Source organism: Bifidobacterium santillanense (genome assembly GCF_018555385.1).
Taxonomy (GTDB): Bacteria; Actinomycetota; Actinomycetes; order Actinomycetales; family Bifidobacteriaceae; genus Bifidobacterium; species Bifidobacterium santillanense.
In genome coordinates this window covers 80,779-107,572 of the sequence record NZ_JAFEJS010000009.1, presented here as the reverse complement: position 1 = coordinate 107,572, position 26,794 = coordinate 80,779, and the positions used below count along the sequence as shown (strand labels likewise).

The window sequence follows — 26,794 nt, the reverse complement described above, 5'->3', positions numbered from 1 at the left end:
GGACGATCGCGGATCGTATGGCGGTACGTCAGCTCAGCGCGTCCTTCAATTTGCTGAAGAAGCCCTTCTTGCCGCCAGCGGCGCCGGAGGCGGGACGGGAGCTCTGCGCCACGTGAGTCGCACCCTCGTCGTGAGAGGCGGCGAAGCGCTCGATGAGGGCGCGCTCGTCGTCGGAGAGCTTGGTGGGGATCTCGACGGCGATGTGGGCGACGAGGTCGCCACGCTCGCCCTGCTCGCGCATGCGCGCGACGCCGAGGCCCTTGAGGGTGACGGTGTCCTCCGGCTGGCATCCGGCGGGCACGGAGACGGTCTGCATGCCATCGAAGGTCTCGATCTCGAGATCGTGGCCGAGCACGGCCCAGCTCATCGGCACGCGCACCCAGCAGTGCAGGTCGTCGCCGTCGCGGGTGAACTGCTCGTTCGGCTTGATGCGGATGTCGACGTACAGGTCGCCGGCCGCGCCGCCGCCCTCGCCGACCTCGCCCTGGTTGGCCAGACGGATGCGGGATTCGTCACGGATGCCGGCGGGCACCTTGACGCCCACGTTGCGCGTCACGCGCACGCGGCCGTGGCCCATGCAGGAGGGGCAGGGCTTGGAGATGATGTCGCCGTGGCCCTCGCAGCGCTCGCACGGCGCGGAGGTCATCATCTGGCCGAGCATCGTGCGCACGACCTTCTGGCGGAAGCCGCTGCCGTGGCAGTCGGGGCAGGTCGTCGGCTTGGCGCCGTCGGCCGAACCGGTGCCGGAGCAGTCGGGGCACAGGCCGAACGTGGTGATGCGCACCTGCTCGGTGCCGCCGAACACGGCGGTCCTGAGGTCGATGCTCATGCTCGCCAGGGCGTCGCGGCCGGGCTGGGTGCGCGGGGTCGGCCCCTGGGAGCCGCCGCCGAACGCGCCGCCGAAGAACGTGCTGAACACGTCGCCCATGTCGCCGAAGCCGCCCTGCCCGAAGCCGGCGGAGGCGTTGGGGTCGTTCGGATCGACGCCGGAATCGTACATGCGGCGCTTGTCGGGGTCGCGCAGCACCTCGTAGGCGTTGTTGACCTCCTTGAACTTGTCCTCGAACTCGGGTCCGGCGATATCGGGATGGTACTTGCGGCTCATCTTGCGATAGGCCTTCTTGATTTCCTCTTCGCTCGCGGTGCGTTCGACTCCCAGCACCTCGTAGTAATCTGCCACGGTTCGTTCGGTCCTTTATTCTGGTTGGTTGCTAGCGGGTTATTGTGTCACAAGGCTCGGTCAGGCGGGGCGGACGCCGGCGGACGGACGATCGTCGCCCGGCGCGCACGGTCCGCGCACCTCGCGGTCCGACGACGCACCGGACGCCTCCACATCGGCACCGTCGTCGCCGTCCGCGTCGGCGGGCTCCCCTCCGCCGAGGAAGGCGGTCAGGTACCGTGCGACGGCGCGCACGGCGGAGATGGTCGCCGCGTAGTCCATGTGGGTCGGGCCGATGGACCCGACGAACGCCACAGGATCGCCGGCCGCGTTGCGCACGGGGGCGGACGCGACGTCCGGGGCGCCCGGTTCGGCGTGGCCGTATCCGCTGGAGACGACGGCGGCGTGCATCAGGCCGGGCGTATGCGTCTCCGATCCGATCGCGACGCCGACGCCGTCGCCGCGCGGGCTCTCCTCGCTCAGCGCGCTCATCAGCTTCATCAGGACGACCTGCTCCTCGAGCGCGTCGAACAGCGGCGCGAGGTCGGCCACCGTGCGCTGGTGCGCAAGGCGGGATGCGCCGGACATGTACAGTTCGTTGGCCCGCTCGTCGTCGGACATCGACGTGAACGCGCGTGCCAGAGATTCGGCGAGGGGCGCAAGCTCGCGGAAGCGCATGTCCGCGGCCAGGGCGCGCACCCTGTGCGCGGCGGCGGACAGCGACGAACCGGCGCATCCGGCGTTGATGGCGTCGGTGAAGTCGTTCAGATCGCGGGTCGCAGGCATTTCGGCCACGGACAGCGTGTGCTGGGCGACGCGCCCGGTGTCGGTGATGACGACGGCGAGCAACGTGGACATCGCCACGGGGACGAGCTCGACGTGGCGCAGCGTGGCGCGCGACAGCGACGGCGCGGCGACGACGGCCACCTGACCGGTGATCTGCGCGAGCAGACGGGCGGCGCGCTGCAGCGTGTCCTGCAGGCTCGCCGAACCGGACAGGAAGCTGTCGATGCCCCGGCGCTGCGCCCGCGACAGCGGCACGACGGTGGCAAGCCGGTCCACGAAATAGCGGTACCCCTTCTCGGTCGGCACGCGCCCGGCCGAGGTGTGCGGCTGGATGAGGTAGCCCTCGTCCTCGAGCGCGGCCATGTCGTTGCGCACGGTGGCGGAGCTCACCCCCAGATCGTGCTGCTTGGTCAGCGCCCCGGATCCGACCGGCTCCTGCGAGCGGATGTAGTCCTCGACGACGGCGCGCAGGACCAGCATGCGCCTCGACTGAGGCATGCGCACCTCCTTGATCTTCGTCCGGCGGGCGGCCGACCCGCATCCACCGGACAGTTCACCAACAATTCATGCCAGTCGCACCATGACGGCGACACGCCGCCGAAATGGCCGATTCACACATGATCATTGTATTAGCACTCCCATATGTCGACTGCTAAAGCGTTCGTCCGCAGCGTAGAGACACATACTGTGAACGCTAACAGAACAGAAGTTACCAAAACACGCCAAAATCACACCACTACGTCGCGAAAGGACGGTAGCATGGGTATCGCAATGTGAGGGCGTCTTGCGCTCGGCACAAGCCGGATACGCGGCCCGACCAATTGGAAGGAAAGTAATCCATGACCGAATTCAAGGAGACCGAGCTGGACGAGCGCGCCATCAAGATGGCCAAGGTCCTGTCGGCCGACGCGGTTGAGAACGCTGGAAGCGGCCACCCCGGTTCCCCCGTCTCCCTGGCGCCCATCGCCTACACCCTGTACCAGCACTTCATCAAGCATGATCCGAACGATCCCAACTGGGAGGGCCGCGATCGCTTCATCCTTTCGGGCGGTCACGCTTCCCTCACCCAGTACGTTCAGCTGTACTTCTCCGGCTATGGCCTGACCCTGGACGACCTCAAGCACTTCCGCGGCGGCGCGGACACCCGTACCCCGGGCCACCCGGAGTACGGCCTGACCCCGGGCATCGAGATGACCACCGGCCCGCTGGGCCAGGGCTTCGCCTCCGCCATCGGCTTCGCCTACGGCGAGCGTTTCCAGCGCGGACTGCTCGATCCGGAGACCCCGAAGGAAGACTCCCCGTTCTACCACAAGATCTGGGCCATCTGCGGCGAGGGCGACATCGAGGAGGGCATCTCCGGTGAGGCCGCCTCCCTGGCCGCCAACCAGAAGCTCGGCAACATCACCGTGATCTTCGACGCCAACCGCATCCAGATCGAGGGCGACACCAACCTGGTGCTGGCCGAGGACGTGCTCAAGCGCTTCCAGGCCTACGGCTGGTACACCGACGAGTTCAGCTTCATCCAGCCCGACGGCTCCTACAAGGAGGACGTCGAGGGTCTGGCCGACGTCATCGCCAAGGCCGAGGCCGCCGCCCCGGACCAGCCGAAGCTGATCAAGGTCGACACCCTCATCGCCTGGCCGACCCCGGGCAAGACCAACGATCCGTCCTCCCACGGCTCCAAGCTGGGCGCCGAGGCCGTCGCCGGCCTCAAGAAGGTCCTCGGCTACGATCCGGAGGAGAACTTCCACGTCGACGAGGAGGCCCTCGCCCACGCCCGCAAGGTTGCCGAGCGCGGTCTCGAGGCCCACAAGGAGTGGGACGAGAAGTTCGACGCCTGGCGCAAGGCCAACCCGGACAAGGCCGCCCTGTACGACCGTCTGAAGGCCGGCGAGCTGCCGGAGGGCTTCGACAAGGCCATCGACGATCTCGAGGCCACCTTCGAGGTCGGCAAGAGCGTCGCCACCCGTGGCGCCTCGGGCTCCGTCCTCAACGCCATCGCGGCCGTCATGCCGGAACTGTGGGGCGGCTCCGCCGACCTCGGCGGCTCCAACAAGACCGACCTCAAGGGCGCCGCCACCTTCGCTCCGGCGGAGTGCGCCACCAAGCAGTGGCCGGTGTGCAACGAGTTCGGCCGTCAGCTGCACTTCGGCGTGCGCGAGTTCACCATGGGCTGCATCACCAACGGCATCCTGCTGGGCTCCCACACCCGTCCGTTCGGCGGCACCTTCTTCATGTTCTCCGACTACGAGCGCTCCGCCGTCCGTCTGGCCGCCCTCATGGAGATCCCGAACCTGTACATCTGGTCCCACGACTCCGTCGCCGTCGGCGAGGATGGCCCGACCCACCAGCCGATCGAGCACCTGGCCTCCTTCCGCGCCATCCCGCAGCTCGAGGTCATCCGCCCGGCCGACGCCTTCGAGACCGCCGAGGCCTACCGCTACTTCTTCGAGAAGAAGAACACGCTGCCGGGCGCCATGGTCCTGTCCCGTCAGGGCATCCCGGTGCTCGCCGAGACCGCCGCCAAGGCCAAGGACGGTGTCCGCAAGGGCGCCTACGTCCTGGTCGACACCGAGGGCACCCCGGACGTCATCATCATGGCCACCGGTTCCGAGGTCCAGTGGGCCGTCGCCGCCGCCAAGACCCTGGCCGGCGAGGGCATCAAGGCCCGCGTCGTGTCCGTGCCGTCCGTCGAGTGGTTCGAGGAGCAGGACGCCGAGTACAAGGAGGCCGTGCTTCCGGCCGCCGTCAAGGCCCGCGTCTCCGTCGAGGCCGGCGTGGCGATGCCGTGGTACAAGTACCTCGGCTCCTACGGCAAGCCCGTCTCCATCGAGCAGTTCGGCCTGCAGGGCAACGGCGCTCAGAACATGATCGATCTGGGCATCACCGCCGAGCACGTGGTGGAGGCCGCCAAGGCGTCCATCGCCGAGGTCGAAGCCGCCAAGTGATTCGCCGACGGGTTCCGTGCGCCATGCAGCATCGCATGACGGGCGGGATCCGTCCACTCCGTGCGGCGGACGCCGTATCGTGTCCGCCGCACGGCACCCACCCCAAGTTTTGATCCAATAAGGTATCAAGGAGAAAAATCAATGACTGAAGCAACTCAGCGTACGTCCGACAACGGCGTTTCCATCTGGCTGGACGACCTGTCCCGCTCCCGCATCGAGTCCGGCTCCCTGCAGGACCTCATCGCCAACAAGAACGTGGTCGGCGTCACCACCAACCCGTCCATCTTCCAGAAGGCCCTGAGCCAGGTCGGCCCGTACGACGCGCAGCTCAAGGAGCTGGGCAAGGTCGACGTCGAGACCGCCGTGCGCGAGCTCACCACCACCGACGTGCGCAACGCCACCGACATCTTCCGCGAGATCGCCGAGAAGACCGACTTCGTCGACGGCCGCGTGTCCATCGAGGTCGACCCGCGTCTGGCCCACGAGACCGAGGCCACCGAGAAGCAGGCCGTCGAGCTGTGGGAGAAGGTCAACCGCCCGAACGCGATGATCAAGATCCCGGCGACCCTCGAGGGTCTGCCGGCCATCACCGCCACCCTGGCCAAGGGCATCTCCGTCAACGTCACCCTGATCTTCTCGCTCGAGCGCTACGAGCAGGTCATCGACGCATACATCGAGGGCATCGCCCAGGCCGCCGCCAACGGCCACGACCTCAAGCACATCGGCTCCGTCGCCTCCTTCTTCGTCTCCCGCGTGGACACCGCGGTCGACAAGCTGCTGGAAGCCAACGGCTCCGACGAGGCCAAGGCCCTCGAGGGCAAGGCCGCCGTCGCCAACGCTCGCCTCGCCTACGAGCTCTTCGAGAAGAAGTTCGCCGAGGATCCGCGCTGGGCCGATCTGGCCGCCAAGGGCGCCAAGGTCCAGCGTCCGCTGTGGGCCTCCACCGGCACCAAGAACCCGGCCTACTCCGACTGCAAGTACGTCGACGAGCTCGTCGCCAAGCACATCGTCAACACGATGCCGGAGAAGACCCTGAACGCTCTGGCCGACCACGGCAACGGCGCTCCGTCCATCGAGGGCACCTACGAGGAGTCCCACGCCATCATCAACAAGCTGGCCGAGCTGGGCATCAACCTCAAGGACGTCACCGACAAGCTCGAGGCCGACGGCGTCGCCGCCTTCATCAAGTCCTGGGATTCGGTCCTGGCCGACGTTCAGTCCGGCATCGACCGCGTCAACGGCTGAGATGATCGCCTCGGACGTCCCACGGGCGTCCATATATCGGCTGCATAGCTGAAACCACAAGGCTCCCGACCGCAAGGCCGGGGGCCTTCGTGTTTATGGTGGGTGGTTGACGGCGTTCCGTCAGGAGCGCATCCGCCGAGGAGAGAGGAAGAGGAACCCTTCATGACACGACCGACGACACTGACCGCACGCCAACGTCTGGTGATGACGTTCACGTTCTTCTCGATGTTCTTCGGGGCGGGCAATCTGATCTTCCCGCCGTTCGTCGGCGCGCAGGCCGGTTCGGCGGCCGTGCCGGCGGCGGTCGGCTTCATCGTCTCCGCGGTCGGACTGCCGATCCTCGGCGTGCTCGCGGTCACGTTCTCCGGCGGTTTCGACGCGCTCGCGCGACGGGTCTCCCCCGGTTTCTCGCTGTTGCTGGGACTGGCGATCATCCTGACCATCGGACCGTGCTTCGCCATCCCGCGCACGGCGACGACATCGTTCGAGATGATGGTCGCGCCGTTCGTCACGGGCGGATCGGGCCCGCACTGGATCGCCCAGCTCGTCTACTCGCTGGTGTTCTTCGCGTTGTCGTTCCTGTTCGCCCAGCACCCGGAGAAGCTCTCCAAGGTGCTCGGCCGCTTCATGGGACCGCTGCTGCTCGTCCTCATCGCCGTGCTGTTCGTCGCCTGCCTCGTGCACGGCGTCGGCACGGCGGCCGAACCGATGGGAGACTATTCGTCGAACCAACTGGCACGCGGCTTCCTCGACGGCTACCAGACGATGGATCTGCTGGCCGCACTGTATTTCGGCATCGTGATCTCGGCGAACATCCGCGCCCAGCAGGTCGACGACGAGCGCCGGGTGCAGCTCGAGACCGCATACGCGGGACTCGGCACCGGGGCGCTGCTCGTCCTCATCTACGGCGCACTGAGCTATGTGGGCGTGGTCTCCGGCGCGATCAGGTCGATCGCCCCCTCCTCGGATACGGGCGCGACGGTCCTGACCAACCTCACCTCGTCGGTGTTCGGCACGGCCGGCACCGCGTTCCTCGGCGCCGTGTTCGTCATCGCGTGCCTGAACGTGTGCACCGGACTGATCTGCACGTGCGCGACGTACTTCCACGAGAAGTTTCCGACCGTCGGCGGACGCATGGTGAGCTACCGCGCCTGGCAGGTGCTGTTCACCGTGTTCAGCTTCGTCGTGTCGAACGCCGGACTGAGCCTGATCATCAAGGTGTCGGTGCCGGTGCTCTCCGCGCTCTACCCGATCGCGATCGTGCTGGTGCTGCTCGCGCTCACGCACCGCGCGATCGGTTCGCGTCTGCCGCGCGTGTACTTCTGGACCGTGCTGCTGGTGGGCGCCGTGGCGTTCGCCGGCTGCATCTCCTCGCTCGTCGCCGTGTTCGGCGGCTCGTTGCCGTGGCTGGACGCCGCGCTGGCGTTGCTGCCGCTGCAGGAGCAGCAGCTCGGCTGGATCGTGCCGGCCGCACTCGGCATCGTCTGCGGCGTCGTCGATTCGCTGGTGCGACGCCGCTGACGATCGGGGCCGCCGCGTCACTTGGCCGACGCGGCGGCCTCGTTGATGCAGCGGATCGCGTTGAGCGTGCGCGGGTAGCCGATGTAGGGCATCGATTGGGAGACGACGGCGATGAGGAACGCCTTCTCGTTGCCGACGCCGATGTTGGCCTTCGCGTGGGCGACGAGCTGCGGCTCGCATCCGCCCTGCGCCGCGAGGAAGCACAGCGTGATCATCTCGCGGTGTCGGGTGTCGAGGCCGCCGCGCGTGTAGTAGTCGCCGAAGCAGTTGTCGGCGAGCCACTTGTTGATGTGGCGGGTCTCCTCCGGACCGGATTGCGCGAAGCCGCGCATGCCCTCGCCGAAGATCTCGATCTGCGAGCGTTCCCCTGCCTCGGCGCGCGTCTCGGGCGTGGTGGTGGACTGTCCCTCGAGCGGGAGCGTCACGCCGCGTGCGACGAGCGTCTCGTTGACGATGTTGAGGAACGGCAGGACGCGTCCGAAGCCGAGATAGGCGACGGCCTGGTAGACGATCTCCTTGACCTGGACGGGGCTCACTCCCCCATCGAGCGCGACCGGCAGCATCGTCTCGAACGCGTCCGTGCCCTGGCAGCCGAGGAGCGTGGCGAGGATGGCCATCGAACGGGTGGCGTCGTCGAGGTCGGGATGGTTCGCCCCGGGTTCGTTGACGACCTCGTCGTAGGCGAATCGCGTGAACAGGTCGATGAACTCCGGATCGCACTGGCCGAGCGTGGGCTTGTTGTCGGCGAACAGGTTGCCCTTCTTACTGCCGAACATGATGTCTTCCTTCCGTTGGTTCCGTTGTCTGGCGCGGTTCCAACATATGGTCTTCGAGCGCTCGAGGTCAAATGCCCGTTCCGCTCCCGTGGATATGTCCGGCGGGTATGCCGGTACGCGGCGCATGCGTCTCGCGTGTCGTTGTCCTCACTGTCGCGGTTACAATGCCCACGGCCCATCACGAGACGGCCGGACGCAACGCCGGTACCGTATTCGGGGGAACGACGACGGAGGGAGACGGAGAGGAGATCATGGACAGCGAACTGTTCGAACGGGCGCCGATACCGAAGGCGTATTTCAGTCTTGCGATGCCGGTGGTGCTGAGCATGCTGGTCACGCTCGTGTACAACATGGTGGACACGTACTTCATCGCGCATACCGGGGACACGAGCATGGTGGCGGGCGTCTCGCTGACCGCGCCGGTGTTCACGGTGATGATCGCGCTGGGCGACATCTTCGGTCTGGGCGGCAGCTCGGTCATCTCGCGGCTGTTCGGCCAGCACCGGTTCGCCGACGGCCGACGGCTGAGCGTGTTCTGCTTCTATGCGGCGATCCTGACCGGCATACTGATCGTGGTGCTGGGACTGGTCTTCCGCGATCCGATGCTCACGCTGCTCGGCGCGACATCGGACACGTGGGTGCCGGCGAGCGAGTTCTACACGCTGATCATCATCGGCTCGCCGTTCATCATCGTGTCGATGACGCCGACGAACATGCTCAGGACCGAGGGTCACGCGGTGCAGTCGATGATCGGCTCGATCGCGGGCACCGTGATCAACGTGATCCTGAACCCGATGTTCATCCACGTGTTCGGCTGGGGCGCGGCCGGTTCCGCCGGCGCGACCGTCATCGCGAACATCCTGACCGACGCGTATTTCGTGTGGTTCCTGCTCAGGCGCAGCCCGAACCTGTCCATCGACCCACGGCTCATGTTCCGCGGGAACGACGCGAACGGGACCGTTGCGGCCGATGCCGGAACCGGACCGGACGACGGAGCCGACGCCGACGCGAACCGCACGAGCGCCGGCCGGATCGACATCACCGGCCGCGAGATCCGCGACATCCTGGTCATCGGCATCCCCTCGGCCATCACGAACCTCACGCAGAGCGTGGGACTCGTGATGATGAACCTGTTCCTGCTGCCCTACGGCACCGACGCGGTGGCGGCGATGGGCATCGCCCTGAAGGTGGTGATGATCGCGGTGCTCGTGTTCGTCGGGTTCGCGTTCGGCGCGCAGCCGCTCATCGGATACAACTACGGCGCGCGCAACATGGCGAGACTGGCCGGGGTGATGCGCTTCGCCTACACGTTCCTATGCTCGTTCGCGCTGGTCATGACGGTGATCCTGAGCCTATTCGACCGTCAGCTCATGCGCTTCTTCATCGCCGACGAGACGATCATCGCGATGGGTGCGGGCATGCTGCGCGTGCAGCTGCTGAGTCTGGTGTGCGTGGCGATCGTCATGGTCACGACGTGCACGTTCCAGTCGACCGGCAAGGCGCTGGGCGCGTTCCTGCTGTCGATCGGACGCCAGGGCGTGATCCTTGCGTTGACGTTGTTCGTCGGATCGCGTGTGGCCGGGTACAACGGCGTGATCGCGGCCCAGGCGATCGCCGATCTGCTGACGGCGGTCCTGGCGGTCGCGCTGTTCCGGGGGATGCTGCCGGAGCTGCGGCGCGGCCGCTAGCCCATCTCAGTTCTGCCAGTAGTAGCTGAAGAAGTCGCCGATCTTGGCGGTCGCGTCCTTGAGGACCTCGATGCGCGGCAGGTAGACGATGCGGAAGTGGTCGGGCTCGCCCCAGTTGAAGCCGCCGCCGCGCGTGATGAGGATGCGCTCGTCGTGCAGCAGGTCGAGCGCGAACTGCTCGTCGTCGTGGATGTTGAACCGCTTGACGTCGATCTTCGGGAAGATGTAGAACGCGGCCTTCGGCTTGACGGCGGACAGGCCGGGAATCGCGTTGATGGCGTTGTAGATGTACTCGCGCTGCTCGTAGAGGCGGCCGCCGGGCACGATGTAGTCGTTGACGCTCTGGTGGCCGCCGAGCGCGGTCTGCACGATCGACTGGGCGGGTACGTTCGAGCAGATGCGCATGTTGGCGAGCATGTTGATGCCCTCGATGTAGTCCCTGGCGATGCGCTTGTTGCCGGACAGGACCATCCAGCCGACGCGGTAGCCGGCGATCATGTGCGACTTGGACAGGCCGGAGAACGTGACGCAGAACAGGTCGGGGGCGAGCGAGGCGATGGACGTGTGCTTGAGGCCGTCCATGACGAGACGGTCGTAGATCTCGTCGGAGAAGATCATGAGCTGGTGCTCGCGCGCGATCTCGACGATCTCCTGCAGCACCTCCTTGGGGTAGAGGGCGCCGGTCGGGTTGTTCGGGTTGATGAGCACGATGGCGACCGTGCGGTCGGTGATCTTGGAGCGGATGTCATCGAGATCCGGATACCATTCGGACTGCTCGTCGCACACGTAGTGGACGGCGGTGCCGCCGGCGAGGTTCACGCAGGCGGTCCACAGCGGGTAGTCGGGACTCGGGATGAGCACCTCGTCGCCGTCGTCGAGCAGCGCGGACATGCACAGGTTGATGAGCTCGCTCACGCCGTTGCCGGTGTAGATGTCGTCGATGGTGACGTTGGGCAGGTTCTTGAGCTGCGCGTACTGCATGATGGCCTTGCGCGCGGAGAACAGGCCCTTGGACGGCGAATAGCCCTCGGTCTCGGTCAGCTGGTGGGCCATGTCATAGACGACCTCGTCCGGCGTGCGGAAGCCGAACGGCGCCGGATTGCCGATGTTGAGCTTCAGAATATGGGTGCCGTCGGCCTCCATGCGGGCCGCCTCGTCGACGACCGGACCTCGCACGTCGTAGAGCACGTTGTCGAGCTTGTGCGACTTGCCGAAGGAGCGGCGGCGCGGCGAAGGAGCGTCGGCCGCGGACGCGTCCGACGGCGCGGCCTGGGCGGCGGGACGCTCGGCGTGGGTGGGCTCGGGGAACGGTTCGACGATCGGGTCGTTCTCGGCGCTGTCCTCGGAGCCCGCGGCGTTCGGGACCGTGGCGGCGTCCGTCGAATCCGTCGCGTCCGTCGGGTCGCCGGACCGGGACGGAACCGGATCGCCGGCGCCTCCCCTGACGTCGCCCCTCAGCCAGTTCGCGTCCACCTTGAGCTCGCCGGCGAGGAAGTCGAGCACGTCCTCGCGCGGCATGGTCTTGCCCGCCACGTACTGGCTGATGTGGCTCTTGCCCATCTTGACCCCCCGGCGTTCGGCCGCATGGACGAGATCGATCTGCTTCATACCCCTGTCGATCATCGCGTTGCGCAGGCGATCGGCGAACACCGTAGTGGTCATGGCTTCCTCCAAACCAAAAGTTCAATTTCGCGCCGACGTGACGACATCGACGTTGAACATTGGTTCAAAACCTAGCCCCGGTTCAAGACAAGTTCAATTTCGCCGCGCCGTCCATCTCACATCGTGAATTGAACTTTTGCCGCTCCGATCCGCCCGTGCGTACCGGTCGCCGATCACCTCCACTGCGCGCGCAACGCGCTGATCGCGTCGTCGAGGGAGACTCCGCGACGTTTCGCCTCGGCGGCGTAGACGCGCACGGCGTCGAGCAGCTCCTGCGGCACCGAATCAACGCTCCTGACGCGCGCGGCGCGCCCCAGCCCGGTGTCGATGACGCCCTGTTCGGCGAGTTCGGCGTACGCCTTGGCCACGGTGCCGGGCGCGACACGCAGATCGCCGGCCAGCTGACGCACGGACGGCAACCGGTCGCCGGCCGTGAGCGCCCCGATGCGGACGAGCCCCTCTATCTGGGATCGGATCTGTTCGCGGACCGGCATCGGGGACGACTCGCGGATGACGATGCGCAGGTCGCCGCCGTTCGGACCTGTGCCGTGAGCCGGACCTATGCCGGCGGTCGTGTTCATCGATCGTCTCCCGCGACGCGGATGAGCCATAGACGTCGGACCGAACCCAGCATCAGGATCAGATAGACGGCGGCGACGACGAGCAACACCACACCGGCGCCGACCTGCAGTTTGCCGAGCGTGGGGTATACGTCGTCAGCGTACACGGACGACAGCGTACCGTCATGGGTACCGAGGCGCCATGTGGCCGCGCCCGCGACTTCCAGCACCGCCGAGGCGTACGCGAGCATCGCCCCCACGGACAGGAAGGTCGCGAACCGGGTGAGTTCGACGCGCCACAGCCGGTCGGCCCGTGCGTGGCGCGGATCGGGGTCGCCGGGGACGTGCGCGACGCGCCACAGCGCCGCGCACGTCGAGCCGACCAGCAGCAGGGTGACGCCGATCAGCGGGATGGCGTAGTACGAGCCGGGATACGGGCCGGACGACGCGGACGTGCCGTCGCCGTGGTCGAGGGCGATGCTGGTCATGAGACCCATGTCGTCGGCGCTGGCGGTCGCCATCGTGAAGCACAGGTACACGATGAGCAGCGCGGCGACGAGCAGCGGCTGCGCCAGCACGTACCGTCGCGCGTAGGTCCACGGTTCGCGTGTCCTGAGCGAGGCGACGCGCACGTCGTCATCGGAGGGCGTCGGGAGCGAGGACGTCCCGGGGAACGGCATCGCGAGGGTCAGCAGACATGCGATCGTCGCCAGTCCGGGCGTGAGCGCCGCCGGCAGATACCGGTATTCGGGGAGGTACCCGTTGATTCCGAGTCCGGCGGCCAGCACGACGGCACCGACCGCGACACCGATGACCACACGTTTGCGGGCGGCCGACACGACGGCGGGAGTCACGGCGGGAACGGACGAGGCGATGCCCGGGGCCGATCGGGTGGGAGGCACCCGACGATCCATTCCCGGTTCCCGGTTCATGCGCCGCAGCGAGGCGACGAGCAGCACCACCACCGTCACGGCCAGCGCCAAGGCCAGGATCCAGACGATCAGCATCACCGTCATGACATAGAAGAACGACGACATCTTCCCCACCTCCATCGTGAGGACGGACACGGTCGGCATCTTATCCACTTCATCGGAGGTCGGCAGTCGACTGTGTCACTGTATTGATACAGTTTAAGTGTATCAATACAGTGACACAGTCGCAACGTCGGCCGCAGCGTCGTCGCGGACCTCGGTCACAGCAGATGCGCCTCGATCCACTGGGCGACGCCGTCCTCGTCGTTGGCGGGGCAGACCTCGTCGGCGATGGCGAGGACCTTCGGATTGGCGTTGGCGACGGCCACGCCGAGTCCAGAGGCGATCATCATGTCGATGTCGATGAGGTCGTCGCCGAAGCTCACGGTCTCGGCGAGTGGCACCCCCATGCGGTCGCACAGGGTCTTCAGGGCGTGGCGCTTGTTGGCGAGCGGGTTCATGAGCATCCACATCACGCCCTCGGAGATCGCCACATCGAAGTCCGGTGGGACGAGCCTCTCGAGGCGCTCCCACTGCTCGCCGAGCTCGGGGAAGACGATGAGCTTGTCGGCCACGCCCTCGGGCACGTCGGTGAAGTCGGTGAGCCTCCAGGTCTGGGTCTTCCAGTAGACGCTCACGTCGAAGTTCGTGTAGCGCACGTCGTCCATGACGATGCCGACCTTGAGGTCGGGCATCGCGTCGAGGAACATCCGGCACACCTCGCATGCGCGCGACGACGGGAAGCCGATCTTCTCCAGGTGCCCGTCGGCCGGCATCACGCCCGAGGTGAGCATGCCGTAGTCGGATCTCGCCGGGTCGAAGTCGATCAGCGCTCCGTTGAGGTAGATGTAGGCGTCCACCGGCAGCTTCTCCGCGTAGGCGTACCCGGTGCTCACGGGTCGCGCGGTCGCGACGGCGAAGCGGTATCCGGCGTCGTGCATGCGGTTGACCGCCTCCACGGAACGATCGGTGATGTAGCGTCCCTCGAACGTGGGGGCGCCGTGCAGGAGCGTGCCGTCGAGGTCGGCGACGATGAGGCGGGGCTGTGTGGTCATGATCGGCTTTCGTTTCGGCGGTCGTTTGGATGCGCACGGAGTCCGCGCGAGGCGCGTGGACGTCGGGACGTCAGATGAGCCCCTCGCAGTAGGAGCGGACGAGCTCGGCGGAGTGGTGGAGCTTGGCGTGCTCCTCGTCGGTCAGGTCGAGTTCGACGATCTCGTTGGCGCCGTTGGCGCGCAGCTCGGTGGGGACGCCGAGGAAGACGTCGTGCTCACCGTATTCGCCGTCGAGCAGCGTGGAGACGGGCACGATGCGGCGCTCGTCCCACAGGATCGTCTGCACGATGCCGGCCACGGTGGAGGCGATGCCGAAATTGGTGCCGCCCTTGGCCGCGACGATCTCGTTGCCGCGCATACGGGTCTTCTCCTCGATCTCGGCGGTGGAGACGGAGGCGAAACGGTCCTGGTTGTCGGCGAGGAAGCGCGCGAACGGCTTGCCGCCGAGGGAGACGGTGGACCATGCGGCGAACTGGGAGTCGCCGTGCTCGCCCATGACGAAGCCGCCCACGTTGCGCGGGTCGAGGCCGGTCTCCTCGCCGATGATGGTCTTGAGGCGCGAGGTGTCGAGCGCGGTGCCGGTGCCGAGGACCTGCGTGCGCGGCAGACCGGAGCGCTTCCACGCGTACCAGGCCATGACGTCGACCGGATTGGAGACCATGACGATCACGCCGTCGAAACCGGAGGCCATGACATGGTCGACGACGTCGCCGACGAGACCCACAGTGAAGCCGAGTTCGGCCAGACGCGTGGAGTTGGCCGGCGGCTTGCGGCCGACGGTGATGACGACGATGTCCGCATCGGAGCAGTCGGCGTAGTCGCCGGTACGCACCTTGACGTGGCGATCCTGGAATTCGCTGCCGTCGTCGAGATCGTGGCTCTCCCCCACCGCCTTGGCGGCGAAGTGGTCGATGAGCACGAGCTCGTTGCACAGGCCGTGCGTGACGATGGCGAACGCGGCGGTGGCGCCGACCTGACCGGTGCCGACGATGACGACCTTGTTGCGGTTCATGGTGACCATGGTGTCTGTTGTCTCCTTACAAACGAATGCGACCCATGGCCGAAACGGTCATGGGTCCGCGCATATGGATCTCCCCGTGCATGTGCGATCGAGGGTGTGGATCGCCGGAAATCAGATGAGGTTGAACTTGGTCATCAGGCCGAGGGCGATGATGATGGCCACCCAGATCAGGGCGATGATGACGGTCCAGCGGTTCAGGTTCTTCTCGGCAACGCCGGAGGTGCCCGCGTTCTGGGTCAGGCCACCGCCGAACATGTCGGACAGGCCGCCGCCCTTGCCCTTGTGCATGAGGATGAGCAGGGTCAGCAGGCAGCTGAGCACGACGACGATGATTTCGAGGGTGATTTTGACAGCGGTCAAGGTGGATTACCTCCGGGTTCTACTAATGCTGCGCCCAAGCATAGCGCAACGTGTTGAAAAACGCGTGACGAGGGGACGGGACGACGGCCGTGCGGTCAGCGCACGGTGCGCAGGGTGAGTCGGCAGATGCGGGCCAGCTCGTCCGCGTCGAGCGAGGCTCCGCCGATGAGGAAGCCGTCCACGTCGGGCTCCTCGATGAGTTCGACCGCGTTCTTCGAGGTGACGGAACCGCCGTAGAGGATGCGCACGGCGTCGGCGACGTCGGCGCCGAACGTCGCCTTCATGTCGGCGCGGATGGCCTGGGCGGCGTCCTGCGCGGATTCGGGGGTGGCGACCATGCCGGTGCCGATGGCCCAGACGGGCTCGTAGGCGATGATGAGCTTGGCGGCCTCCTCCTCGTTGAGATCGCGGGTGACGTCATGGACCTGACCGACGGCGAAATCGAGCTCGATGCCCTGACGACGCTCCTCGAAGCTCTCGCCGACGCACAGGATCGGCTGCATGCCGGCGGCGAGCACGGCCCGCACCTGATCGACGATGTTGGCGTCGTCCTCGGGATGGTACTTGCGGCGCTCGGAATGGCCGATGATGACGTACGAACAGCCGAGGTGGGCGATCATGTCGGCGGAGATGTCGCCGGTGAACGCGCCCTGATTGGTGACGGATACGGACTGCGCGCCGTAGTTGATCTTGAGCTTGTCCGCCTCGACGAGCACCTGCACGCTGCGCAGCGAGGTGAAGGACGGGAACAGGGCGACCTCGACCCTGCGGAAGTCGAAATGGGCGTCACGCAGCAGCCACGCGAGCTTCTGCACGAAATACGTGGCCTCGAGATGGTCGAAGTTCATCTTCCAGTTGCCGGCCACCAGCGGGATGCGCTTGGACGCCATCGGGGATCCTCCTCCTTGGATGATTCGCGAACACATGGAACGGGGCTCCCCTCGCAGAGGGAAGCCCCGTAACCGTATACCGAGTATACCGACGGGTATCCGTCTACTACTCGAGCACCTTCAGACCCGGGAGCTCCTTGCCCTCGAGGAACTCGAGGGAGGCGCCGCCGCCGGTGGAGATGTGCGAGAAGCCGTCCTCCGGGAAGCCGAGGTTACGCACCGCGGAGGCGGAGTCACCGCCGCCGACGATGGTGAAGGCGCCCGCGGCGGTCGCGTCGACGAGGCCCTGGGCCACGGCCTTGGTGCCGGCCGCGAACTCCGGGATCTCGAACACACCCATCGGGCCGTTCCACACGACGGTCTTGGAGTCCACGATCTTGTCGTGGAACAGCTTCTGGGACTCCGGGCCGATGTCGAGGCCCATCTTGTCGGCCGGGATGGCGTCGGCGGCCACGACCTCCGGGGCGACCGGGGTATCGCCGGCCGGGAAGCCGGGGTTCACGACGATGTCGGTCGGCAGCACGAGCTCGACGCCGTTCTTCTCGGCGGTCTCGATGTAGCCCTTGACCTTGTCGAGCTGGTCCTCCTCGAGCAGGGAGGTGCCGACCTCGTAGCCCTTGGCCTTGAGGAAGGTGAAGACCATGCCGCCACCGATGACGAGACGGTTGGCCTTGTCGAGCAGGTTCTCGATGACGCCGAGCTTGTCGGAGACCTTGGAGCCGCCGAGCACGACGGTGAACGGACGCTCCGGGTTCTCGGTGGCCTTGGACAGGGCCTTGACCTCCTTCTCGACCAGCAGGCCCGCGGCGGCCGGCAGATCGGCGGCCACGTCGTAGTTGGAGCCCTGGGCGCGGTGGACGACACCGAAGCCGTCGGAGACGAAGACGTCGCCGAGGGCGGCGATCTTCTTGGCGTACGGTGCGCGCACGGCCGGATCCTTGCTGGTCTCCTCCGGGTTGAAGCGCACGTTCTGCAGCAGGACGACGTCGCCGTCGTTCATCGCGGCGACCTTGGCCTGGGCATCCTCGCCGTAGGTGTCGGCGGCCAGCGGGACCTCGACGCCGAGCAGCTCGCCGAGACGCTTGGCGACCGGGGCCAGGGACAGCTCCGGGACGACCTTGCCCTTCGGACGGCCGAGGTGGGCCATCAGGATGACCTTCGCGCCTTCCTCGCGCAGGGCCTTGATCGTCGGCAGGGCGGCCTTGATGCGACCGTCATCGGTGATCGTGGTGCCGTCCAGCGGGACGTTGAAATCGGCGCGCACCAGAACGCGCTTGCCCTTGAGATCTCCAAGATCCTTGAGTGTCTTCATGTGTATCCTTTCTGAACCGCTCGCGCGGGAAAGTGGCGAGTTCTTGCCACTTCGCATAATACAACAGGCCCGCCGTTCACGGCGGGCCTGACACATGTTTTTTGATAAACGTTCGGTCAATTCTCAGGAACGCGATTTGGCGGTCTTCTCCGCGAGCTGCAGCAGTCGACGGATACGGCCGGCGATGGCGTCCTTGGAGATCGGCGGCTCGGCGATGCGGCCGAGCTCCTCGAGGCTGGCGTCGCCGTGCTCGAGACGGAGCTGGCCCGCGGCGCGCAGGTTGTCCGGCACGTCGACGCCGGCCTCCTCGAACAGTTCGAACGCCTTGCGCACCTTCTCGCACGCCTCGGCGGCGGCCTTGGCGGAGCGGCGCATGTTGGCGTCGTCGAAGTTGGCCAGACGGTTGGCCTTGGAACGGGTCTCGCCGTCGGTGCGCTTGCCGGTCCACTCGCGGGCGGAACGCAGCGCGCCCATCGAGTTGAGCATGCGCTCGATCGAATCGGGGTCGGTGAGCGTGACGCGGTACGACTTGCTCAGCTGGCGGGGCTTGGCGGTGATGCCGAGACGGCGCGCCAGTCCGGCCAGGGCCATCGCCGCCTCGTTGCACGGGCAGATGATCTCCATGTACGGGTTCTTGCCCAGATCGGACAGGATGCCCTTGGCCATGAACGCGCCGCGCCATGCCGCGCGCACCTGGGCGATCTTGCCCTGCACGATCTTGACCGGCAGACCGCGCACGGCCTTGTTGCGGTCGATCAGTCCGGTGGCGACGGCGAGGTTCACGGCGCCGCGCTCGACCTTGACGACATGGTACTGGTGGGTGCCCTTCGGGGTGGTGCGGCTCGAGGTGATGAGCTTGGCCTCGAGGTTGTACAGGTCCTCGATGTTCTTCTGCAGCCACTGCGCGGCGATAAGCGAATCGAACGTGGCGAGCATGACGATCTGCTTCTGGGCATTGTTCATGAAGCCGCCGGCGAAGCGGATCATGGCGGTCACCTGCGCCTTGCGCGCGTCCGCCTTCTCATCCTCAAGCGCCGCCAGCTCGTTTTTCACGTCATCCAGAAGAGCCAAGAGCCAACCTCCTAAGTCTCGTCCCTCTCAATGGTCTCGGGCCCGGCCTTGGGGAATGACACCCGCCGTCCGCCGAATTTCTGTGATACCGACCATCTTGGACAAGAGTCTTACCTTTTTCACGTTTTCGTCCGGCACATCTCGAGATGTGGTCAGACCCCCGTCAGCGCCTACGTTGCAGCTCGCGCGCGGAAACGGTGACGTCAAGCCCATGTGAACGCAAACGCCGGGCCAGCTCCTCGCTCATCGCCACCGATCGGTGCTGTCCGCCGGTGCATCCGACGGCGATGGTCACGAAGTGCTTGTCCTCCTTCGCGTATCCCTCGATGGCGGTGAGCAGCGCCTTCTCGTAGGCGTCGAGGAACTCCGTGGCGCCCTTGCTGCCGAGCACGTAGTCGGAGACCGGCTTGTCGCGGCCGGTGAGCTCCCTGAGGCTCGGCACCCAGAACGGGTTGGGCAGGAACCGCACGTCGGCCACGAAGTCGGCGTCGGTGGGGGTGCCGTACTTGAAGCCGAAGCTGAAGATGTGCACGGCCACGGTGGAGGGCCCCTTGCCGACCATCGCCTCGTACAGCTTGGTCGACAGCTGGTGGATGGACAGCACCGAGGTGTCGATCACCATGTCCGCCCGCTCCTTGAGGTTGGCGAGCAGGGCGCGCTCCTCGTTGATGCCGTCGATCAGGCGGTTGCCGTGCTGCAGCGGATGCGGGCGGCGCACCGACTCGTAGCGCTTGACGAGCACGTCGTCGCGGGCGTCGAGGAACAGGATGCGGGTCTTGACGCCGAGATCGTCGAGATGGCTGAGCACCTCGTTCAGGTCGTCGAAGTAGGAGCGCGAACGCACGTCGATGACGGCGGCGAGCTTGTGCACGCCGTCGCCGCCGCGCGCGTTGGTCATCATGTCGACGAGCGGCACAAGCAGCTTGGGGGGCAGGTTGTCGACCACGTACCAGCCCATGTCCTCGAGGCAGTCCGCGGCGTGCGAACGGCCCGCGCCGGACATGCCGGTGATGAGCAGCACCTCGAAGTCGTCCGCCGGCGCCGGCTTGTTCTCCTCGCCCGGATCGGCTTGGTTGATCATCGTCATCAATCGCTGGTTCCTCATCACAACGCCTCCTCGAGGGCACGCCTCATCGCCATCTCCAGCTGGTCGTCGTCCGTGGTGACGTCCTGCAGTCTCCTATCGGCGTCCGACGGCGGATCGTCGTCCCAGATGCCCGTCATGAGCAGGACCTGGACCACCGCCTGATAAAGGAGCATCTCCTCGCCGCCGATCGCCCGGCCTCCGCGTTCACGCCAGGCGCGCATGAGCCTCGTGGGACGGGGATCGTACACCACGTCGAGCAGCAGCCCGCCGAACGACGCCGACGACGCCTCGAGCACGGAGGCGAGTCCATCGGCCGCATGGCCCGGAATGGTGTTGATGACGTAGGTGGCCTCGCCGGCCGCGGCGATCACGGCCGCATCGTCCGACAGGACGATCTCGTCGTACGGGCGACGGCTCTCCCCCATGAACAGCCCCGCCGCGGAGTCGAGTCCGAGATCCCTGCCCGTATGGCGCGCCGCGATGGTGATGCGGCCGATCTCCGGCATCATCATGCAGGCGGCCGCGGCCGAGGTCGCGGTGTTGCCGTTGCCGATGATCAGCGCGCGGCCGTTCCCCCCGCCGCCGTGGTGCACGCCGAACTCGCGGTTGGCGTGGTCGAAGGCGAGCTGGATGCCGACCACGTCGGTGTTGTAGAGCCTGATGCCGGGTCTGCCGTTGGGCCATGCCGGATCGTCGTGGGTCGCCTCGGACCAGTCGAACACCGCCGTGTTGGCGATCCCCAGCTCCCTGGCCCACACGTTGCGGGGCGTGCCGTACGGCTGGATGGTCTTCTTGAGCGGCATCGTCAGGCTCAGGCCGCGCCATGTGGGGTCGAGCCCCTTGAGGAAGGCGTCGAGATCGTCCTCGCCCACCTCGTGCTTGTCATAGGCCCAGTCGTCCAGTCCCAGCGCCCGGTACGCCGCGTTGTGCAGCACCGGCGACAGCGAGTGCGCGATGGGCTTGCCCAGCACCGCGCATCGGTTGGCTATCGTCATCCATGCCTCCTTGGGGTTCACTGTCTTCCAATCCTACTCGCGCCGGACCTGCGGGAGCGTCATCGGCGGGCGTCCCCGGCCAGGGCATCGTGGATGGCCTGCGCCTTGGCGTGCCCGATGCCCCTGACCGTCTCGAGCTCCTCGACGCTGGCCTCGCGCATCGCCCGCACCGAGCCGAAGCGTGCGAGCAGCCGCTTCTGGTAGGTCTCGCCGACGCCGGGGATGTCGTCGAGCGCGCTGCGCAGGGCCCCCTTGCGCCGGGCCTGCCGGTGATAGGTGATGGCGAACCGGTGGGACTCGTCGCGCACGCGCTGCAGCAGGTACATGCCCTCGGACTGGCGTTTGAGGATGATCGGGTACTCGTCGTCCGGAACCCACACCTCCTCGAGCCGCTTGGCCAAGCCGCACACGGCCACGTCGTCGACGCCGCAGTCGGCGAGCGCCCTGGCAGCGGCCAGGACCTGCGGGCGGCCGCCGTCGACCACGACGAGGTTCGGCTTGTAGGCGAAGCGATGCCGGTCCGTGTTCTGCTGGACGACGCCCTCCGCGCCCGTTCCCGCCCCGGTGGATCCGGCGGCTCCGGCATCGGCCGTCTTCCCGCTTCCCGCCACGACGCCGGCGGCCTTCGCCCGATGCTCGGCGTCGATGCTCTCGCCGGAGTCGCCGGCGATGTTGCCGTGGCGGAAGCGGCGGGTGAGGGTCTCGTACAGGGCGGACAGGTCGTCGAGGACGCCACGGCCGTCCCCGCCCCGGATGGCGAAGCGCCGGTATTCGGACTTCTTGGCGACGGCATCCTCGAACACGACCATCGAGGCGACCTGGAACGCGCCGCCGACGGTGTTCGAGATGTCGTAGCATTCGATGCGCAGCGGCGCCTCGTCGAGTCCGAGGGCGGCGGCCACGTCGTTCATGGCCTTCGTACGCGCGCCCATGTCGGAGATGCGGCTCAGCTTGCTGCGCTGCAGCGCCTGACGCGCGTTCTCGTCGGCGCGCTCCATGAGCTGCTTCTTGTCGCCGCGCGAGGCGACGCGGATCGTGACCGCTCCCCCGCGCAGTCCGGTGAGCCATCCCTCGAGCTCCTCGCGTCGGGACGGCTCGATCGGCACGATGACCTCCCGCGGCACGGGTGCGATCGGCGCCATCAGGTCGGCGCGGCCGGTGACCTCCTGGCGCGCGTTGCGTTCGCGTGTGGCCTTCGCGCGCGCGGCCGCGTCCACGGCGGTGACGCTCTGCGTGGAGCCGATGGCCTCGCGTCGCTCCGTGATGCCGTGCTCCGACGCGTCCTCGGCGGATGCCCGAGGACCGGAGGACAGGCGTGACATGTCCCGTCCGCCGGTCAGTTCGGAGTACACCTGCACGATGAGGTCGGCCATGAGGTCGGCGTCGCCGATGTCCTCGACGCGTTCGACGCTCCAGTTGCGTTCGCCGCGGATCGAGCCGGAACGCACGTGGAACGCGTGCACGGACGCCTCGAGTTCATCGGTGGCGAAGCCGAACACGTCGGTGTCCACCTCCTGTCCGAGGACGACCGCGTTCTGCTCGACGACGGTGGAGAGCATGGCGATCTCGTCGCGCAGCCGCGCGGCCCTCTCGAATTCGAGGTCCGCGGCGGCCGCCTTCATCTCGCGGGTGAGTCCCGCGATGTACGACCTGCCGAGGCGGCCGGTCATGACGCCGACGAGCCGCTCGCACATGCGCCGGTGCTCCTCGGGCGTGACGCGGCCCACGCAGGGCGCCGAGCATTTGCCGATCGACGCGAGCAGGCATGGACGTCCGGTCAGTTCGGCCTTGCGGTACACGTTCGTCGTGCAGGTGCGCACGGGGAAGGCGCGCAGCAGCCCGTCGAGCCCGTGCCTCAGGTCCCACACTTTCGCGTAGGGGCCGAAGTAGCGCGCGTCGCGGCGGTTGCGGCTTCGCGTCACCCACACGCGCGGCACCTTTTCTCCCGCGGACACCGCCAGATACGGATAGGTCTTGTCATCGCGGAACTGCACGTTGAACCGCGGGTCGAACTCCTTGATCCACATGTATTCGAGCGTCAGCGACTCGAGTTCGGTCCCCACAACGGTCCATTCGAGGCTGCGGGCCGTGAGCACCATCGTCTGCGTGCGCGGATGCAGCAGGTACAGCGGCTGGAAGTAGTTCGTGAGCCGGTTGCGCAGGTTCTTCGCCTTACCCACGTAGATGACGCGCCCCTCGCCGTCGCGCCACTTGTAGACGCCTGGCCTGGCCGGGATGTCCGAGGTCCTCGGCCGGAACAGGTCGCGCGAGTCCCCCAGCAGCGGCGCCCCGTTCCTGTTGACCTTGGCGCCCGCCTCTCCGTTGGAGGACGCAACTCCCCCGCTCTCGCCGCGCAACGCGTCGGCCGTCCGAAGCCACACCTCGGGCGAATGTCGTTCGATGTCGTTCGTCATACACCACCTACACAACGCAACCTGACACTGCAACGGAGTGGTGGGATGCGGGCCGCGATGCACGACCGTAGGCTTGGCCGAACGGCCTTGAGTGTGTCGTGCATCGCGGGCCGCATCCCACCACGGCCACCGCGCAAACCGGGATCCGTCACAGCATGTCCTTGAGGAACCTGCCCGTCCACGAGTCGGGGCACGCCGCGACCTGCTCCGGCGTGCCCTGCGTGACGACCGTACCTCCGCCGTCGCCGCCCTCGGGACCGAGGTCGATGATCCAGTCGGCGGACTTGACCACGTCGAGGTTGTGCTCGATGACGATCACCGTGTTGCCCTTGTCGACGAGCCCCTGCAGCACCTTGAGCAGCTTGCTGACGTCCTCGAAGTGCAGACCGGTGGTCGGCTCGTCGAGGATGTACACGGTCCTGCCGTCGGAGCGGCGCTGGAGTTCGGTGGCGAGCTTGACGCGCTGCGATTCGCCTCCGGAGAGGGTGGGCGCGGGCTGGCCGAGGCGGATGTACCCGAGCCCCACGTCCACGAGGGTCTTGAGGTACCGGGAGATGCCGGTGTACGCCTTGAAGAAGTCGGCGGCCTCCTCGATCGGCATGTCGAGGATGTCGGAGACGGTCTTGCCGTTGTACTTCACCTCGAGGGTCTCGCGGTTGTAGCGTTTGCCGTGGCAGGTCTCGCATTCGACGTACACGTCGGGCAGGAAGTTCATCTCGATCTTGAGCGTGCCGTCGCCGTGGCACGCCTCGCATCGGCCGCCCTTGACGTTGAACGAGAAGCGGCCCGGACCGTAGCCGCGCACCTGCGCCTCGGGCGTCTTGGCGAACAGCGTGCGGATCTTGTCCCACACGCCGGTGTAGGTGGCGGGGTTGGATCGCGGGGTGCGTCCGATCGGGTTCTGATCGACGTGGATGACCTTGCGCACCTGGTCGAGTCCCTCGACGCGGCGGTGCTTGCCCGGCACGATGCGCGCGCCGTTGAGCTGGTCGGCGAGGACCGGGTAGAGGATCGAGTTGACGAGCGAGGATTTTCCGGAGCCGGAGACGCCGGTGACGACGGTGAACACGCCGAGCGGGAAGTCCACGTCGATGTTCTTCAGGTTGTTCTCCCTGGCGCCGACGACCCTCAGACGCTCGGTCCTCCTCACCTTGCGCCGGTGCTCGGGCACGGCGATCTCGCGCCGGTGGGCGATGTAGTCGCCGGTGATCGAGCGTTTCGCCTCGACCAGATGAGCGGCGGGACCGGAGTAGACGACCTCGCCGCCGTGCTCGCCGGCGCCGGGGCCGATGTCGACGAGCCAGTCGGCGCCGCGGATCGTGTCCTCGTCGTGTTCGACGACGATGAGCGTGTTGCCGAGGTCGCGCAGATGGTGGAGCGTCTCGATGAGCCGGGTGTTGTCACGCTGGTGCAGGCCGATGGACGGCTCGTCGAGCACGTACATGACGCCGACGAGGCCGGAGCCGATCTGCGTGGCGAGACGGATGCGCTGGGCCTCGCCGCCGGAGAGGGTCGCGGCGGCGCGCGAGAGGGTGAGGTAGTCGAGGCCGACGTCGTTGAGGAACCCGAGGCGCGCCCTGATCTCCTTGAGCACCTCGCCGGCGATCTTCGCGGCAGAGCCCTCGAGCCTCAGGCCGTTGACCCATGCCAGCTCGCGCGCGACCGGCATGTCGGTGACGTCGAAGATGGATTTGCCGTCGACGGTCACGGCGAGCACCTCGGGCTTGAGCCTGCGGCCCTTGCACACCTGGCAGGGCACCTCGCGCATGTACGACTCGTAGTACTCCTTCATCGACTGGGAGTCGGTCTCCTCGTGGCGGCGCATGAGCGTGCGCACGACGCCTTCGAATCCGGTGGAGTACTCACGCAGACGCCCCCACCGGTTGCGGTAGGAGACGTCGACATTGAAGTCGTGACCGTAGAGGATGTCGTGGCGCACGTCCGCGGGCAGGTCCTTCCACGGGGTGCGCATCGAGAAGCCCATCTCCCTGGCGAGGCCCTCGAGGATGTGCCCGTAGTACGAGGCGGTCATCTTCGTGCCGCTCCACGGCTCGATGACGCCCTCGGCGAGTGACTTGTCCGGATCGGAGATGACCAGCTCGGGGTCGATCTCGAGCTTGAAGCCGAGGCCGGTGCAGGCGGGGCATGCGCCGTAGGGGGCGTTGAAGGAGAAGGTGCGCGGCTCGATCTCGTCGAGTTCGAGCGTGTGCCCGTTGGGGCAGCTGCGGTGTTCGGAGAACGGGCGGCGGCGCGAGGGCGACCCCTCCTCCTCGTCGACGAAGTCGATGACGATGGAGCCGTTCGCGAGCCTCAGCGCGGTCTCGACCGAGTCGGTCAGGCGCTGACGCATGCCGTCCTTGACGACGAGCCGGTCGACGACCACCTCGATGGTGTGCTTCCGCTGCTTGGCGAGCGTGATGTCGTCGGACAGCTGGCGCATCTCGCCGTCGACGAGCGCGCGGGCGTAGCCGTCGGAGCGCAGCAGCTCGAGCATGTCGACGAACTCTCCCTTGCGCCCCCTGACGACGGGCGCGAGGATCTGGAAGCGCGTGCGCTCGGGGTACGCCATGAGCGCGTCGACGATCTGCTGCGGGGTCTGCGAGGCGACCGGCTCGCCGCATTCGGGGCAGTGGGGCACGCCGGTGCGCGCGAACAGGAGCCTCAGATAGTCGTAGATCTCGGTGATGGTGCCCACCGTCGAGCGCGGGTTGCGATTGGTGGTCTTCTGATCGATGGAGACGGCCGGGCTCAGCCCCTCGATGAAGTCGACGTCGGGCTTGTCCATCTGCCCGAGGAACTGGCGCGCGTAGGCGGACAGCGACTCGACGTAGCGGCGCTGGCCCTCGGCGAACAGGGTGTCGAACGCGAGCGACGACTTGCCCGAGCCGGACAGGCCGGTGAACACGACCATGCGGTTGCGAGGGATGGTGAGATCCACGTTCTTGAGGTTGTGCTCCCGGGCGCCCTGGATCGTGATCTTCAGGTCGTTGGGGATGTGCGAGATGTCAGCGACCAGGGAACCGTTCCGCTCCACGAGCGGCGCCTTCGCGATCTCGCGGGACAGGAACGAGTCGCCGTCCGGCATCAGTCCGTCGGTCCGCCCGTTGCCGCCGTTCGCCTTGTCTTCCACCATCCGTTCTCCTTCGTTCGTCATCCGCCGGGCCCGCGTCCGGACCCGCCTGCTGCGAGGAACCATCGACAACACATCAATCCGATTCAGGATACCTCAATCCGCCCGATCATTCGAACAGGTGTTCGAGCGTGTCCCTCCGA

Annotated in this window: 19 protein-coding genes and 1 pseudogene; 4 read left to right on the top strand and 16 right to left on the bottom strand. The window is 66.9% G+C overall.

Features of this window, described 5'->3' with window-relative positions; translation table 11 throughout:
• Positions 1–28: 28 nt before the first annotated feature.
• Together dnaJ and hrcA are read right to left on the bottom strand one after the other, a co-directional pair.
• A complete protein-coding gene (gene dnaJ, locus JS528_RS08740; RefSeq protein ID WP_214358680.1) occupies positions 29–1,180 on the bottom strand; it encodes a molecular chaperone DnaJ in 1,152 nt (383 codons plus the stop codon).
• Positions 1,181–1,357: 177 nt separating this feature from the next.
• Positions 1,358–2,443, bottom strand: a pseudogene (gene hrcA, locus JS528_RS08735) (heat-inducible transcriptional repressor HrcA); the annotation flags it as partial.
• 341 nt (positions 2,444–2,784) lie between these two features.
• Here hrcA and tkt point away from each other — a divergent pair.
• The 3 genes from tkt (at position 2,785) to brnQ (ending at position 7,659) form a co-directional block, all read left to right on the top strand.
• On the top strand, positions 2,785–4,893 hold the full coding sequence (tkt, locus tag JS528_RS08730) for a transketolase (protein WP_214358678.1): 2,109 nt from the start codon (positions 2,785–2,787) through the stop codon (positions 4,891–4,893).
• Between the two features lie 141 nt (positions 4,894–5,034).
• Positions 5,035–6,138 (top strand): transaldolase, encoded by a 1,104-nt coding sequence (gene tal / locus JS528_RS08725; protein WP_214358677.1) that lies wholly within the window; start codon positions 5,035–5,037, stop codon positions 6,136–6,138.
• A 162-nt stretch (positions 6,139–6,300) separates the two neighbouring features.
• Positions 6,301–7,659: a branched-chain amino acid transport system II carrier protein gene (gene brnQ / locus JS528_RS08720; RefSeq protein ID WP_214358676.1), complete on the top strand. Its 1,359-nt coding sequence runs from the start codon at positions 6,301–6,303 to the stop codon at positions 7,657–7,659.
• A gap of 17 nt (positions 7,660–7,676) precedes the next feature.
• On the opposite strand, the gene JS528_RS08715 is transcribed toward brnQ, so the two are convergent.
• On the bottom strand, positions 7,677–8,435 hold the full coding sequence (locus JS528_RS08715) for a carboxymuconolactone decarboxylase family protein (RefSeq protein WP_214358675.1): 759 nt from the start codon (positions 8,433–8,435) through the stop codon (positions 7,677–7,679).
• 251 nt (positions 8,436–8,686) lie between these two features.
• Between JS528_RS08715 and JS528_RS08710 the strand changes: the two genes are divergently transcribed.
• On the top strand, positions 8,687–10,123 hold the full coding sequence (locus tag JS528_RS08710) for an MATE family efflux transporter (RefSeq protein ID WP_214358674.1): 1,437 nt from the start codon (positions 8,687–8,689) through the stop codon (positions 10,121–10,123).
• A 6-nt stretch (positions 10,124–10,129) separates the two neighbouring features.
• Here JS528_RS08710 and JS528_RS08705 read toward each other — a convergent pair whose 3' ends face one another.
• From JS528_RS08705 to uvrA, 13 genes are all read right to left on the bottom strand, one after another.
• Positions 10,130–11,785 (bottom strand): aminotransferase class I/II-fold pyridoxal phosphate-dependent enzyme, encoded by a 1,656-nt coding sequence (locus JS528_RS08705; RefSeq protein WP_217626170.1) that lies wholly within the window; start codon positions 11,783–11,785, stop codon positions 10,130–10,132.
• 173 nt (positions 11,786–11,958) lie between these two features.
• A complete protein-coding gene (locus JS528_RS08695; RefSeq protein WP_240541422.1) occupies positions 11,959–12,366 on the bottom strand; it encodes a GntR family transcriptional regulator in 408 nt (135 codons plus the stop codon).
• A complete protein-coding gene (locus tag JS528_RS08690; protein ID WP_214358673.1) occupies positions 12,363–13,421 on the bottom strand; it encodes a hypothetical protein in 1,059 nt (352 codons plus the stop codon). The genes JS528_RS08695 and JS528_RS08690 overlap by 4 nt, the downstream gene beginning before the upstream one ends.
• Positions 13,422–13,537: 116 nt before the next feature.
• Positions 13,538–14,371: an HAD family hydrolase gene (locus JS528_RS08685; protein WP_214358672.1), complete on the bottom strand. Its 834-nt coding sequence runs from the start codon at positions 14,369–14,371 to the stop codon at positions 13,538–13,540.
• A 70-nt stretch (positions 14,372–14,441) separates the two neighbouring features.
• Complete coding sequence (locus tag JS528_RS08680; RefSeq protein ID WP_214358671.1) at positions 14,442–15,392, bottom strand: L-lactate dehydrogenase; 951 nt, start codon at positions 15,390–15,392, stop codon at positions 14,442–14,444.
• A gap of 111 nt (positions 15,393–15,503) precedes the next feature.
• The gene (gene secG / locus JS528_RS08675) at positions 15,504–15,752 is read right to left on the bottom strand and encodes a preprotein translocase subunit SecG (protein ID WP_214358670.1); all 249 of its coding nucleotides are present in this window, start codon (positions 15,750–15,752) and stop codon (positions 15,504–15,506) included.
• Positions 15,753–15,847: 95 nt separating this feature from the next.
• A complete protein-coding gene (tpiA, locus tag JS528_RS08670; protein WP_214358669.1) occupies positions 15,848–16,642 on the bottom strand; it encodes a triose-phosphate isomerase in 795 nt (264 codons plus the stop codon).
• 106 nt (positions 16,643–16,748) lie between these two features.
• Positions 16,749–17,954, bottom strand: a complete 1,206-nt coding sequence (locus JS528_RS08665) for a phosphoglycerate kinase (RefSeq protein WP_214358668.1) — start codon at positions 17,952–17,954, stop codon at positions 16,749–16,751.
• A gap of 123 nt (positions 17,955–18,077) precedes the next feature.
• The gene (gene whiA, locus JS528_RS08660; protein WP_214358667.1) at positions 18,078–19,025 is read right to left on the bottom strand and encodes a DNA-binding protein WhiA; all 948 of its coding nucleotides are present in this window, start codon (positions 19,023–19,025) and stop codon (positions 18,078–18,080) included.
• A gap of 163 nt (positions 19,026–19,188) precedes the next feature.
• Entirely contained in the window at positions 19,189–20,112 is a 924-nt protein-coding gene (rapZ, locus tag JS528_RS08655) for an RNase adapter RapZ (protein WP_240541429.1), read from the bottom strand.
• 17 nt (positions 20,113–20,129) lie between these two features.
• Positions 20,130–21,101, bottom strand: coding sequence for a shikimate dehydrogenase family protein (locus JS528_RS08650; RefSeq protein ID WP_214358694.1), 972 nt, complete (start codon positions 21,099–21,101; stop codon positions 20,130–20,132).
• 65 nt (positions 21,102–21,166) lie between these two features.
• Positions 21,167–23,521 (bottom strand): excinuclease ABC subunit UvrC, encoded by a 2,355-nt coding sequence (uvrC, locus tag JS528_RS08645; protein WP_214358665.1) that lies wholly within the window; start codon positions 23,519–23,521, stop codon positions 21,167–21,169.
• 148 nt (positions 23,522–23,669) lie between these two features.
• The gene (gene uvrA / locus JS528_RS08640) at positions 23,670–26,654 is read right to left on the bottom strand and encodes an excinuclease ABC subunit UvrA (RefSeq protein ID WP_240541421.1); all 2,985 of its coding nucleotides are present in this window, start codon (positions 26,652–26,654) and stop codon (positions 23,670–23,672) included.
• Positions 26,655–26,794: the final 140 nt, after the last annotated feature.